Source organism: Pseudomonas sp. TE21435 (assembly GCF_056279265.1).
The window spans coordinates 3,103,466-3,117,217 of sequence record NZ_JBWBQZ010000001.1; the positions used below are offsets into that span (position 1 = coordinate 3,103,466).

Annotated in this window: 9 protein-coding genes and 1 pseudogene; 3 read left to right on the forward strand and 7 right to left on the reverse strand. The window is 64.7% G+C overall.

Annotation, left to right across the window (positions count from 1 at the left end; translation table 11 throughout):
* The first annotated feature begins 258 nt into the window (after positions 1-258).
* Positions 259-1,422 (forward strand): type III PLP-dependent enzyme, encoded by a 1,164-nt coding sequence (locus ACZ9C1_RS13950; protein ID WP_025337787.1) that lies wholly within the window; start codon positions 259-261, stop codon positions 1,420-1,422.
* A gap of 81 nt (positions 1,423-1,503) precedes the next feature.
* Here ACZ9C1_RS13950 and ACZ9C1_RS13955 read toward each other — a convergent pair whose 3' ends face one another.
* Positions 1,504-2,253, reverse strand: a complete 750-nt coding sequence (locus ACZ9C1_RS13955) for a tetratricopeptide repeat protein (protein WP_217868445.1) — start codon at positions 2,251-2,253, stop codon at positions 1,504-1,506.
* 3 nt (positions 2,254-2,256) lie between these two features.
* On the reverse strand, positions 2,257-2,937 hold the full coding sequence (locus tag ACZ9C1_RS13960) for a Fe2+-dependent dioxygenase (protein WP_046854262.1): 681 nt from the start codon (positions 2,935-2,937) through the stop codon (positions 2,257-2,259).
* 221 nt (positions 2,938-3,158) lie between these two features.
* Here ACZ9C1_RS13960 and ACZ9C1_RS13965 point away from each other — a divergent pair.
* Together ACZ9C1_RS13965 and ACZ9C1_RS13970 are read left to right on the forward strand one after the other, a co-directional pair.
* Positions 3,159-5,439: pseudogene (locus ACZ9C1_RS13965) on the forward strand (TonB-dependent receptor).
* A 102-nt stretch (positions 5,440-5,541) separates the two neighbouring features.
* The gene (locus ACZ9C1_RS13970) at positions 5,542-8,097 is read left to right on the forward strand and encodes a PepSY domain-containing protein (protein WP_476254082.1); all 2,556 of its coding nucleotides are present in this window, start codon (positions 5,542-5,544) and stop codon (positions 8,095-8,097) included.
* 143 nt (positions 8,098-8,240) lie between these two features.
* Here the strand turns inward: ACZ9C1_RS13970 and ACZ9C1_RS13975 are convergent, their stop codons facing one another.
* From ACZ9C1_RS13975 to ACZ9C1_RS13995, 5 genes are all read right to left on the reverse strand, one after another.
* Positions 8,241-9,032: an amidohydrolase gene (locus tag ACZ9C1_RS13975; protein WP_102682069.1), complete on the reverse strand. Its 792-nt coding sequence runs from the start codon at positions 9,030-9,032 to the stop codon at positions 8,241-8,243.
* Positions 9,020-10,168: a pyridoxal phosphate-dependent aminotransferase gene (locus ACZ9C1_RS13980; protein ID WP_457378165.1), complete on the reverse strand. Its 1,149-nt coding sequence runs from the start codon at positions 10,166-10,168 to the stop codon at positions 9,020-9,022. The genes ACZ9C1_RS13975 and ACZ9C1_RS13980 overlap by 13 nt, the downstream gene beginning before the upstream one ends.
* Positions 10,169-10,368: 200 nt before the next feature.
* Positions 10,369-11,832, reverse strand: a complete 1,464-nt coding sequence (gene der, locus ACZ9C1_RS13985; RefSeq protein ID WP_102682071.1) for a ribosome biogenesis GTPase Der — start codon at positions 11,830-11,832, stop codon at positions 10,369-10,371.
* Positions 11,833-11,949: 117 nt separating this feature from the next.
* Positions 11,950-13,119, reverse strand: coding sequence for an outer membrane protein assembly factor BamB (gene bamB, locus ACZ9C1_RS13990; RefSeq protein ID WP_094011722.1), 1,170 nt, complete (start codon positions 13,117-13,119; stop codon positions 11,950-11,952).
* On the reverse strand, positions 13,094-13,735 hold the full coding sequence (locus ACZ9C1_RS13995; RefSeq protein WP_038706767.1) for a tetratricopeptide repeat protein: 642 nt from the start codon (positions 13,733-13,735) through the stop codon (positions 13,094-13,096). The genes bamB and ACZ9C1_RS13995 overlap by 26 nt, the downstream gene beginning before the upstream one ends.
* Positions 13,736-13,752: the final 17 nt, after the last annotated feature.

Consider the following 13,752-nt stretch of genomic DNA (forward strand, 5'->3'; position numbering starts at 1 on the left):
CGACGAATGCCCTCGGATTGCCTGTTGATATTGGCGTTTTCACACCCTAAAGTGCGCGCCGAACGTCCATGCTGGAAACGATCCATCCGGCTCAAGTACTGACGACGAGACAGCAAGGTCACCCGCCTTTATCCCGGCACGGTCGACCTTTTTGCTTTCGGCGACATGCCTTGGGAAGTAGGCGAACCAAAGTGGGGATACGGAGGGCGTTCAGTTGCTGCCACTTATCTTTTCAGTTTGCCCATGGAGCCCCTGAGCATGTCGATCCAGGTCGAAGACTACTTTGCGCGTGACACCTTCCAGAAAATGAAGGCGTTCGCCGACAAGCAGGAAACCCCGTTCGTTCTCATCGATACCCAGATGATCAGCCAGGCCTATGACGACCTGCGCGCCGGGTTCGAATTCGCCAAGGTCTACTACGCGGTCAAGGCCAACCCGGCGGTCGAGATCATCGACCTGCTGAAGGAAAAGGGCTCGAGCTTCGACATCGCCTCGATCTATGAACTGGACAAGGTGCTCGGCCGCGGCGTCAGCGCCGACCGCATCAGCTACGGCAACACCATCAAGAAGTCCAAGGACATCCGCTACTTCTACGAGAAAGGCGTGCGCCTGTACGCCACCGACTCCGAGGCCGACCTGCGCAACATCGCCAAGGCCGCGCCGGGTTCGAAAGTCTATGTGCGTATTCTCACCGAAGGCTCCACCACCGCCGACTGGCCACTGTCGCGCAAGTTCGGCTGCCAGACCGACATGGCCATGGACCTGCTGATCCTCGCCCGCGACCTGGGCCTGGTGCCCTACGGCATCTCCTTCCACGTCGGCTCGCAACAGCGCGACATCAGCGTGTGGGACGCAGCCATTGCCAAGGTCAAGGTGATCTTCGAGCGCCTCAAGGAAGAAGACGGCATCGAGCTGAAGCTGATCAACATGGGCGGCGGCTTCCCGGCCAACTACATCACCCGCACCAACAGCCTCGAGACCTACGCCGAAGAGATCATCCGCTTCCTCAAGGAAGACTTCGGTGACGACCTGCCGGAAATCATCCTGGAGCCAGGCCGTTCGCTGATCGCCAACGCCGGCATCCTGGTCAGTGAAGTGGTGCTGGTGGCGCGCAAGTCGCGCACCGCCGTCGAGCGCTGGATCTACACCGACGTGGGCAAGTTCTCCGGCCTGATCGAAACCATGGACGAGGCGATCAAGTTCCCGATCTGGACCGAGAAGAAAGGCGAGGCCGAGGAAGTGGTGATCGCCGGCCCGACCTGCGACAGCGCCGACATCATGTACGAGAACTACAAGTACGGCCTGCCGCTGAACCTGGCCATCGGTGACCGCCTGTACTGGCTGTCGACCGGTGCCTACACCACCAGCTACAGCGCGGTGGAGTTCAACGGCTTCCCGCCGCTGAAGGCTTACTACCTGTAACTCGAGGCATCACTTGGGGCTGCTACGCAGCCCCTACTTGCTCGTGGCAGCGGTCTCGCGCAGAGGCCCGCACGATCAGGCTCAGTCTTCCCGCCGTTCGATCTCTTCGGCATAACGCGCCGCAAAGGCCATCAATGCTGGCCCCGCCCCCTGCAACGTCACCAGCGCACTGCGCAGGAAATTCAGGTTGCCCTCGACCCTGGCCCGGTCCAGCCACGGCCCGGCCTCGGCTATCTGCCCCCGCTCGACCAGCACCAGCGCCAGGCTGAACATCCCGCGGAAATCCCCCGCCTCGGCCGAACGGCGATACCAGCGCATGGCCCGCACCGGGCTCGCAGCGGTGGCAATGCCCTGCTCCAGATACCGCCCATACAGGTTCATCGACTTGGCATGCCCCAACTGCGCGGCCTTCTCGTAGCACATCAACGCCTGGGACTGGTTGGCCGCCACCCCACGACCGGTGGCCAGCAGGTTGGCCAGGTTGTACATCCCCCAGTCCAGCCCGGCGTCGGCCGCCCGGGCATAGTGAATGGCTGCCTGGGCGAGATCCACCTCGCCACCCCAGCCATGCTCGAGGCAACGGCCAAGCATGTTGTGGGCCATGGCACTGCCACCCTGGGCGGCAATGGCGAACCAACGCCGGGCCACGTTGGCATCCTCTTCGATACCGCGCCCATCGAGCAGGATCTGCCCAAGCAACAGCTGCGCCTCGACCGCCCCTTGCCCCGCCGCCGTCAGGATCGCCTGCGCGGCCTGTCCCGGGCTGTGCTCGAGCATCGCCTTGAGCCCGGCCACATCCACCACTTCCTCACGACGCAATTGATAAGACACGGCTCAGACCTCGGCCCAGCGGCGCAGCAGGTTGTGGTAGGTGCCCGTCAGTTGCAGCAGCGACGGGTGCTCCGGCACATCGGCGCCGAGCTGACGGATGGCATTGTCCATCTCGAACAGCAAGGTGCGCTGGCTGTCCTCGCGCACCAGGCTCTGGGTCCAGAAGAACGCCGCATAGCGCGCCCCGCGGGTGACCGGGTTGACCTTGTGCAGGCTGGTGCCGGGGTACAGCACCAGGTCGCCGGCGGCCAGCTTGACCTGCCGCACGCCATAGGTGTCCTGGATCACCAGCTCGCCGCCGTCATAGCTGTCCGGGTCGCTGAGAAAGAGCGTCGAGGACAGGTCGGTACGCACGCGCTCCGGGCTGCCCTTGGGCTGGCGCAGGGCATTGTCGATATGGAAATCGAAACTGCCGCCCTCGCGATAGCAGTTGATCAGTGGCGGGAACACCTTGTGCGGCAGCGCCGCGGACATGAACAACGGGTTGCGCCACAGCCGTTCGATCAACGCACTGCCGATTTCCTTGGCCAGCGCATGCCCCTCGGGCAACTGCAGGTTGTGCTTGGCCTTGGCCGACTGGTATCCGGCGGTGATTTTGCCGTCGGCCCAGTCGGCCTGCTCCAGGGCTTCGCGAATGCGCAGGATTTCGTCGGCCTCGAACAGGCCTGGGATGTGAAGCAGCATGGCGACGGCACCGAGAGCGAAAGGGGCGTCAATGATATTGATTACCTTTTACCTACCACAAGCCCCCTTTCTCCAGAGCGCGACGGATGAGACCGTAAAAACCGTAAGGCAAAATTGTAAAGAATGTAAATTCCTAGCGAATGGTAACGCTTCTCAATTGTTCCTTACATTCGCTTACATTAACATCCACGGCCTTCATACCTTGGGGAAGGTCTACAACAATGCGTCACGTGCCATCTGCTGTGAGTTCACCACGACTGCTCGCCTCTGCCATCGGCATGGCGATCACCGCCACCTCGGCCTATGCCGCCGACCCGGCCAGCAACTCCGCCATCACCCTCGATGCCACCAGCGTCAATGGCAAGGCCGAACAGGCAAGCACCGAGTACAAGGTCGACAAGGCCTCGTCGCAGAAGTACACCGCGCCATTGGTGGACACGCCGCGCTCGATCACGGTGATTCCCCAGCAGGTGATCAAGGACACCAACGCCATGTCCCTGCAGGACGCCCTGCGCACGGTACCCGGGATCACCTTCGGTGCCGGCGAAGGCGGCAACCCGCAAGGCGATCGCCCATTCATCCGTGGCTTCGACGCCCAGGGCGACACCTACCTGGACGGCGTGCGTGACACCGGCGCCCAGACCCGCGAAATCTTCGCCATCGAGTCTGTCGAAGTGGCCAAGGGACCGAACTCGGCCATTGGTGGTCGCGGTGCGGCCGGCGGCACCATCAACCTGGTGAGCAAGCGCGCGCACCTGGGCAACTCGCTGGACGGCGCCTGGACCTGGGGCAGCGACCAGACCCAGCGTTACACCTTCGATGGCAACTACCAGTTCAGCGACAGCGTCGCCGGGCGCCTGAACCTGATGACCCACGAGAGCAACGTCGCCGGCCGCGACAAGGTCAACTACGACCGCTGGGGCATCGCCCCGTCGCTGGCGTTCGGCCTGGGCACGCCGACCCGCGTCAACCTCGACTACTACCACCTGGAAAGTGACGACCTGCCGGACTCCGGCATCCCCTACAGCGTGCCATTGGCAGGCAGCGGAGCCCGTACCTCTGCCCATCCGGACAAACCGGTGGACGGCGGCGACAGCGACAACTTCTACGGCCTGACCGGCCGCGACTTCCGCAAGACCCGTGTCGATATCGCGACCTTCGCCATCGAGCACGATTTGTCCGACACGCTGACCCTCAAGAACACCCTGCGCCACGGCAACAGCATGCAGGACTACGTGCTGACCCAGCCCGACGACAGTGCCGGCAACGTCAACAACAACGGCGTCTGGCGTCGCGCCAACACCCGTGTGGGCAACACCGCCACCACCACCAACCAGACCGACCTGTTCGGCGAGTTCTACCTGGGCGGCCTGAAGAACAGCTTCTCCACCGGCGTCGAGTTCACCAAGGAAGAGTCCGACCGCCAGAGCTACACCGTCACCCCCAACAGCAAGCTCACCTGCACCGGGCCGGGCAGCGGCGGCAGTTGCACCTCGCTGGACAACCCGAACCCGGACGATGCCTGGGTCGGCACCGTCGCGCGCAACTACGCCGGCACCAGGACCAGCAGCAAGACCCGCGCACTCTATGTCTTCGACACCCTGGAGCTGACCCCGCAGTGGCTGCTCAACATGGGCCTGCGCTATGACCACTTCGACACCAACTATCGTGGCTACAATGCCGACGGCAGTACCGCAGTGAGCACCAAAGGCGTACCCGCCAAGGGCCAGGACACCAGCGAATTCATCACCGGCCAGCTGGGCCTGGTGTGGAAGCCGGCCGACAACGGCAGCATCTATGTGTCCTACGCCACCTCGGCCACACCGCCTGGCGCCATGCTCGGCGAGGGCACCGAAGGCAACCCGCTGGGCAACACCACCGACCGCTCCGGCAACCTGCTCAACAGTGACATGGAGCCGGAAGAAACCACCAACTACGAAATCGGCACCAAGTGGGACCTGCTCGACCAGCGCCTGTCCCTTGGCAGCGGCGCTGTTCCGCACCGAGAAGGAAAACGCCCGGGTCCAGGTCAACACCAACACCTACGAGAACGTCGGTGAAACCCGTGTGCAAGGCATCGAGCTGTCGGCCAGCGGCAAGCTGACCGACAAGTGGCAGGTGTTCGCCGGCTACACCTACATGCAGGCCCGCCAGATCGACGGTGGCCCGCTGGGCAAGGCGAACGACGGCAACCAGCTGCCCAACACGCCGAACAACAGCGCCAGCCTGTGGACCACCTACCAGCTGACGCCGAAGTTGACGGTCGGTGGCGGCGCCTTCTATGTAGACGACGTGTACGGCAGCGTGGCCAACACCACCATGGTCGACAGCTACGTGCGCTACGACGCCATGGCGGCCTACAAGCTGACCAAGAACATCGACCTGCAGTTGAACGTGCAGAACCTCACCAACGAGGTCTACTACGACAAGGCCTACTCCACCCACTTCGCCAACCAGGCGGCGGGACGCACGGCATTGCTGACCACCAGCGTCCACTTCTAAAAGCCGCACCCCAGGCCCCGTTCAATCGATTGAACGGGGCTTTTGCGTATCAAGGCATAATGCACGCCGCGCAGTTGCTGGCGGCAAGACAAGGTGATCGATGTGGTGAAGAAGACGCTGTTCCAATTGCACTGGTTCTTTGGCATCAGCGCCGGCCTGGTGCTGGCGCTGATGGGCATCACCGGCGCGATCTGGTCGTTCCAGGAAGAACTGCTGCGCGCGTTCAACGCCGAGGTGCTCAAGGTCGAGGTACGCCAGGAAGGCGTGCTGCCGCCGGCCGAGCTGGTGCGTCGGGTCGAGGCCGCGCAAGGCGACCAGGTCTCCATGCTCTGGGTCGATACCCGCGACGGCAACGCCGCGCGGATCTTCTTCACCCCGGCGCCCGGCGAGCGCCGTGGCGCGCTGCGCTACGCCGACCCGTACACCGGCGAGCTCAAGGGTGAAGTCGCAGGCCTTGGCTTCTTCAACCTCATGCTCAACCTGCACCGGTTCCTGGCCATGGGCGACACCGGCCGGCAGATCACCGGCGCCTGCACCCTGATGCTGATCTTCTTCTGCCTCTCCGGGCTGTACCTGCGCTGGCCGCGCAAGGCCCTGAACTGGCGCACTTGGCTGACGCTGGACTGGGCCAGGAAAGGCCGCGCCTTCAACTGGGACCTGCATGCGGTGTTCGGCACCTGGTGCCTGCTGTTCTACCTGCTGTTCGCCCTGACCGGGCTGTTCTGGTCCTACGAGTGGTACCGCGAAGGCCTCAACCGCCTGCTGGCCGACCAGCCCGCGGCGGGCGAGCAGAAACGCGGCGAAGGCCGTGGCGGTCGTCATGGCCCGCCCAAAGTGGACAAGAACGCCCCGCCACGGGTGGTGGACTATGACGCCATCTGGGCCAACCTCAAGGCAGCCGCAGGCCCGGACCTGGCCACCTACAACCTGCGCCTGCCGCCGGCCGGCGGCCAGCCCGCGACGCTGTTCTACCTGCTGCAAGGCGCCGAGCACGAGCGGGCCTTCAACACCCTGACCCTCGACCCGGCCAGCGGCCAGGTCAAGCGTCACGAACGCTATGCCGACAAGTCGTTCAAGGCGCGACTGCTGCAAAGCGTCTATGCCCTGCACGTCGGCGAATACTTCGGTCTGCCGGGGCGTATCATCGTCACCCTCGCCAGCCTGACCATGCCACTGTTCTTTGTCACCGGCTGGCTGCTGTACCTCGACCGTCGGCGCAAGAAACGTCAGGTACGCGCTGCCCGTGGCGCAGTGGCCGACCGGGGCAACGCTGGCGACAGCTGGCTGATCGGCTTCGCCAGCCAGAGCGGTTTCGCCGAACAACTGGCCTGGCAGAGCGCCGGCCAGCTGCAAGCCGCCGGCTTGCCGGTGCAGGTACGCCCACTGGCCGAGCTGGGCGAAGCCCAATTGCGCCAGGCCAGCCGTGCCCTGTTCGTGGTCAGCACCTTCGGCGACGGCGAAGCCCCGGACAGCGCCCGCGGCTTCGAGCGCAAGGTGCTCGGCCAACCTTGGGCACTCGAGCATCTGGACTACGCCCTGCTGGCCCTGGGTGACCGCCAGTATCCGCACTTTTGCGGCTTCGCCCGCCGCCTCCAGGCCTGGCTTGGCGAGCGTGGCGCCACCTGCGCCTTCAGCCCGGTGGAAGTGGACAATGCCGACCCCACCGCGCTTCAACTGTGGCAACAGGAACTGACGCAACTGACCGGCGCCCGACCGGTCGCCGCCTGGCAACAACCGAGCTTCGGCAACTGGCGTCTGCTGCGCCGTGAACGGCTCAACCCAGGTAGCCAGGGCGCGCCGGTCTACCTGCTGGGCCTGCAGGCGCAAATGCCCGCAACCTGGGAAGCAGGCGACCTGATCGAGATCCTGCCGCGCAATGGCCAGCCCCGTGTCGATGCCTTCCTGGCAGGCCTGGGCCTCGACCCTCGCTGCCCGGTGCAGCTCGACGGCCTGCAGGAAAGCCTGGCGCAGGCCCTGGCCAGCCGCCAACTGCCGGTCGGCCGCGAACACCTGGTCGGCCTGCATGCCCAGGCGCTGATCGATGCCCTGATCCCGCTGACCGCTCGCGAATACTCGATTGCATCCATCGCCAGCGACGGCGTGCTGGAGCTGATCGTGCGCCAGGAGCGCCACGCCGATGGCAGCCTGGGCCTGGGTTCCGGCTGGCTGACCGAGTATCTGCCACTCGATGGCAGCGTCAGCGCACGCCTGCGTCGCAACAGCGGCTTCCACCTGCCCGGCGGATCGCCCCCCCTGGTACTGATCGGCAACGGCACCGGCCTGGCCGGCCTGCGCAGCCTGCTCAAGGCGCGCATCGCGGCAGGCGAGCAACGCAACTGGCTGCTGTTCGGTGAGCGCAACCGGGCGCACGACCTGCTGTGCGGTGAGGAACTGCAAAGCTGGGTGGCAAGCGGCGACCTGCAACGGCTGGACCTGGCTTTCTCACGGGACCAGGCAGAGAAGATCTATGTGCAGGACGTGCTGTTGCAACAGGCTGCCGAGTTCAAGCGCTGGGTCGATGACGGCGCCTGTGTGTACGTCTGCGGCAGTTTGCAAGGGATGGCGGCCGGGGTGGATGCGGCGCTGCAGGGAATCCTGGGCGAGGAGCGGGTGCAGCGGCTGATCGAGGATGGGCGCTATCGCCGGGATGTGTACTGATCAGACAGTCAGGTCAGCAATGCCGGCCTCATCGCCGGCAAGCCGGCTCCCACTCCGACCGCGCCGCCCTCAAGCCAAGCGCCGTCCCTGTGGGAGCTGCGGTTCGCCGCCGCGACTTGCCAGCGATGAGGCCCGCGCAGCAATCAATGCAGTTCGAAGGTATCGGCATCCATGTTGGCCGGGAACCGCGCCCGATACGCGGCCAGCTCCGCCGCCCGCAGCACCACGGTGAACACCCCGTCGGCCTCGCCCGCGCTGAGCAGGCTCTCACCCTGGAAGTCCAGCACCTGGCTGTCGCCGGAGTAGGCAAAGCCCTTGCCATCGGTGCCGATCCGGTTCACCGCTGCCACGAAGCACAGGTTCTCGATGCCCCGTGCCGGCAGCAGCCGGTTCCAGTGCAGGCGCCGCGCCGCCGGCCAGTTGGCGGTGTACAGCAGCAGGTCGGTGTCCTGCGCATCGCGACTCCACACCGGGAAACGCAGGTCGTAGCAGATCAGCGGGCGAATCCGCCAGCCCTTGAGCTCGAACTGCACCTGGCGCTCGCCCGGAGTGTAGTGCTTGTGCTCGCCGGCCATGCGGAACAGGTGGCGCTTGTCGTAATGCAGGATCTCGCCATCGGGCCGCGCCCACAGCAACCGGTTGCGATGGCTGCCGTCGGCGGCCTGGATGATCACGCTGCCAGTGATCACGGCGTTGGCTTTCTTCGCCTGGGCCTTGAGCCATTTGTAGGTAGGACCGTTTTCCGGCTCGGCCAGGCTTTCGGACTCCATCGAAAACCCGGTGGTGAACATTTCCGGCAGGACCACCAGGTCCACCTCGCCGGCCTGGGTGATCAGCTCCTCGAAGTGCGCGTAGTTCGCCTCGCGGTCGTGCCAGGCCAGGGTGGTCTGCACCAAGGCGATTTTAAGGTTCGGCAGTTGGCTCAGATCGCGCATAGTCTTTCCGCTGCCTGGCGCAGCGTCTCCTCGCGTTTGGCAAAGCACAGGCGTACCAGGCGTTGCTCGGGGATGGGTTGCTGGTAGAACACCGACACCGGAATGCTGGCCACGCCATGCTCCTGGGTCAGCCACAGAGCCATGTCGACGTCGTTCAGGTCGGGGCGGATCTGCGAGTAGTCCACCAGTTGGAAATAGGTGCCTGGGGTACGGGTGAAGTTGAAGCGCGAGCCTTGCAGCAGGTCGCAGAACAGGTCGCGCTTGGCCTGGTAGAAGCCCGGCAGTTCGTCGATATGCTCAGGGTGCTCGGCCATGAAGTCGGCCAGGGCGCACTGCAAGGGCGTGACGCCACAGAAGTTGACGTACTGGTGCACCTTGCGCAATTCGGCGCTGAGCGCCGGTGGCGCGACCACGTAGCCGGTTTTCCAGCCGGTGACGTGATAGGTCTTGCCAAACGAGCTGATGACGAAGGCTTTGCTGTACAGCTGCGCGTGGGCCAGCACGCTGGCGTGGCGCACGCCGTCGTAAATCAGGTGCTCGTAGACTTCGTCGCTGACCAGGTAGATATCGCGGTCGCCGATCAACGCAGCCAACTGCTCCAGGTCGTCGCGGCTGATCAAGGCGCCGCTTGGGTTGTGCGGCGAATTGAGGATGACCATGCGCGTGCGCGGGCTCAGGGCGTCGCTGAACTTCTGCCAGTCGATGCTGAAGCTGCCGTCGCGCAGCGGCACATGCACGCAGCGGCCACCGGCCAGCTCCACCGACGGCTCGTAGCTGTCGTAGCTGGGGTCGAAGACGATCACCTCGTCACCGGGATGGATCACCGCCTGGATCGCGCAGAAGATCGCCTCTGTGGCGCCCGGGGTGATGGTCACTTCCTGGTCGGCATCCACTGCCACGCCATACAGCCGGGCGATCTTGGCTGCAACCTGCTGGCGCAGGGCTGGCAGGCCGGTCATCGGCGAATACTGGTTATGCCCGGCTGCCACATGGCGGCCAACGGCATCGAGCAAGGCCGGGGGGCCGTTGAAGTCAGGGAAGCCCTGGGACAGGTTGAGCGCACCGGTCTGCATGGCCAGTTGCGACATGGTGGTAAAGATGGTCGTGCCGACGTTCGGCAGTTTGCTGCGGATCATGGAGCCCTCTTTCCTGGGGTTTGTCCGGCACGGGGGTGGATCCGAGCATAGCGGAACGAGCGGTCAGGAAAAAGGTTGAAACAATAGGGGGATTGCGGTGGATCAAAGGGCCCTATCGCCGGCAAGCCGGCTCCCACAGGTATTGTGGCTTGTGCATACGCTGTGGGAGCCGGCCTGCCGGCGATGAAGCCAGCACGGAATCAGCGCTTGTCGCGGCGCTTCTTCTCGGCCTTCTTGTGGTGCGACATCAGGCGGCGCTTCTTGTTGACCTGGCGATCGGTGAGGGTGTTCTTGTTGCCCTCGTACGGGTTCTCACCGCCCTTGTACTCGATGCGGATCGGCGTGCCGACCAGCTTGAGCACGCGGCGGTAGGTGTTCTCCAGGTAACGCGAGTAGGACTTGGGCACCTTCTCGGTCTGGTTGCCGTGGATCACGATCAGCGGCGGGTTGGCGCCACCGAGGTGGGCATAGCGCAGCTTGATGCGGCGGCCGTTGACCAGCGGCGGTTGGTGCTCGCTGATGGCGTCTTCGAGGATCTGCGTCAGGCGGCTGGTCGGCCAGCGGGTAACTGCCGACTTGAACGCGGCCTGCACCGACTTGTACAGGTGGCCAACGCCGGTGCCGTGCAAGGCGGAGATGAAGTGGATGTCGCAGAAGTCGACGAAGAACAGCCGGCGCTCGAGCTCGGTTTTCACATAGTCGCGCTCGCCAGGCTCCATGCCGTCCCACTTGTTCAGTGCGATGACGATCGCCCGGCCTGCGTCGAGGGCGAAGCCCAGCAGGTTGAGGTCGTGGTCGACCACGCCTTCGCGGGCGTCCATGACAAAGATCACCACGTTGGCGTCCTTGATCGCCTGCAGGGTCTTCACCACCGAGAACTTTTCGACTTCCTCGTGGATCTTGCCGCGCTTGCGCACGCCCGCGGTGTCGATGAAGGTGTACTTCTCACCATCGCGCTCGAACGGGATGTAGATACTGTCGCGGGTGGTGCCGGGTTCGTCGTACACCACCACACGCTCTTCACCGAGCATGCGGTTGACCAGCGTCGACTTGCCCACGTTCGGGCGGCCGATGATGGCGATCTTGATACCGTCCTTTTCGCTCGGGCCGGGAATGCGCACGGCCTCTTCGCCTTCGGCGACGTCCTGGTCGAGGGCTTCTTCTTCGGCGTCACGCGGAATGTGGCCGAGCACCGACTCCATCAGGGCGTTGATACCACGCCCCTGGGAGCCGGCCACCGGGATGGCATTGCCCATGCCCAGCGGCGAGAATTCGGCGCGGGCGATGTCGGGGTCGATGTTGTCGATCTTGTTCGCCACCAGCACCGCCGACTTGTTCCGCTTGCGCAGGTGGTCGGCGATCATCTGGTCGGCGGCGGTCATGCCAGCACGGGCGTCGACCAGGAACAAGACGTAGTCGGCTTCCTCGATGGCCATCAGCGACTGCTCGGCCATCTTCTCGTCCATGCCTACTTCGTCGCCGGTGATACCACCGGTGTCGATCAGGATGAACGAGCGACCCTGCCAGCTGGCATCACCATACTGGCGGTCACGGGTCAGGCCCGACAGGTCACCGACGATGGCATCGCGGGTCTTGGTCAGGCGGTTGAACATGGTGGATTTGCCGACGTTGGGGCGGCCCACCAGGGCGATTACGGGAACCATGCGGCTCTCCACTCTTGAATTCTTGAAAATGCAAAGGCCGCTGCAAGGCAGCGGCCGGAGTTCGGGCGGCGTTTCCTACGCCGCAACCTGAGCCCGCGAACGGGCTCAAGCATAGCTTCAGCGGATGGTCAGTGCCTCGAGCTTGCCGCTGTTGCCAAAGACGTAGATGGTGTCGCCGACCACGAGTGGGCGGGCGCGCAGGCCATCGCTGTCGATACGCTCACGGCCGACGAAGCGACCATCGACCTGGCTGAGCAGGTGCAGGTAACCCTCGAAATCACCGACAGCCACATAGCTGGAGAACACTTCCGGCGCCGACAGCTGACGGCGGGCCATGGAATCGTTGCTCCACAGCGAACTGGAAGAACGCTCGTCGACGCTCTGTACGGTGCCCGACGCTTCGCTCACGTAGACGTTGCCGAAGCCCTGGGCGACACCCACGTAGCTGGAGGCATCGCGCTGCCACAGCACGCGGCCGCTTTCCAGGTCCAGGCCGGCGACGCGGCCCTGGTAGGTGCTGACGTACAGGGTGCCACCGGACAGCAGCAGGCCGCCGTCGATGTCCACCACGCGGTCCAGCTCGGAACGGCCCTGCGGAACGGCCACGCGGCTTTCCCACACTGGCACGCCGTTGCTGATGTCGACCGCCACCACCTTGCCGGTTGAGAGGCCGGCAACGGCCAGGCGGTTGGTCACCACCGGCGCGCCGGTACCGCGCAGGGTCAGCACGGCCGGGCTGTTCTCGTAGATCCAGCGACGGTCGCCCGTGGCGGCGTCGAAGCCGACCAGGCGGTCGTCCTGGGTCTGCACCACCACCACGTCGCCATTGTTGGCGGGCGGAGCCAGCACTTCACTGGAGACACGGGAGCGCCAGCGCTCCTCGCCGGTGCTGGAGTCCAGGGCAATGACCTCGCCCTTGAGGGTACCCAGCATGACCAGGCCATAGCCCACGCCCACGGCGCCGGAAACCGGCAGCTCGAGGTCCTTCTTCCACACCACGTCACCGGTGATGCGGTTCAGCGCGAAGACCTCGCCGTTGACATCGGAAGCGTAGATGCGGTCGTTCTCGATGGCTGGCACCAGGGTGTTGTAGGTCTCACCCTGGCCGTCACCGATCGAACGGCTCCACTGCTTCTTCAGCACCACTTCCTCGGTGAACTTGGTCAGCTCGGCCGGGGGCAGTTCCTTCTTGCTGTTGCTGCTGCAACCCGCCGCCAGGACGGCGAGGGTGAGCACTGCTGCTTGTTTCCAACCCTTCACTTCAGGCGTCCCCTTTGGCCAGGTCATCCAGCTTCAGTTGCAGGCCACCGATCGCGGCGTCGTCGGACAGCGCGGCCTTGGCTTTTTCGTAGGCGCCGTGCGCGTCGTCGGCGCGGCCCAGCTGCACCAGCAGGTCGCCCTTGAGTTCTTCACGGCTGGCCAGGAAGGCCTTGTCGGTGTCGCCATCGAGCAGCTTGAGGGCGTCCTCGGCCTTGTCCTGGGCCGCGAGCACGCGGGCCAGGCGCTGGCGCGAAATCTCGCTCAGGGTGGCGTCGGCCGGCTTGTCCATCACGCTTTTGAGTTCGCTCGCCGCGTCGTCCAGCTTGCCGCTCTCGACCGCCACCTTGGCGACGAACAGGCTGCCGTACTGGGCGTAGGCGGTGCCGCCGAACTCGCTCTTGAGCTTGCCGGAAAGCTCCGCCACCTTGCTCGCGTCAGGCTTGCCATCTGGCGTCAGCGAAGTTTCCAGCAGGGCCTGATACAGCGCCGAAGCGCCTTGCGACTGGTTGGCCTGGTACTTGTGCCAGGTCTGCCAGCCCATCACCACCACACCGGCCAGCAGGGCGCCGGTCAGCAGTGGCTTGCCGTTGCGGTTCCACCAGTCCTTGGCCGCTGCCAGGCCTTCATCATCGGTACTCGACACCCCAATACTCCTATTCG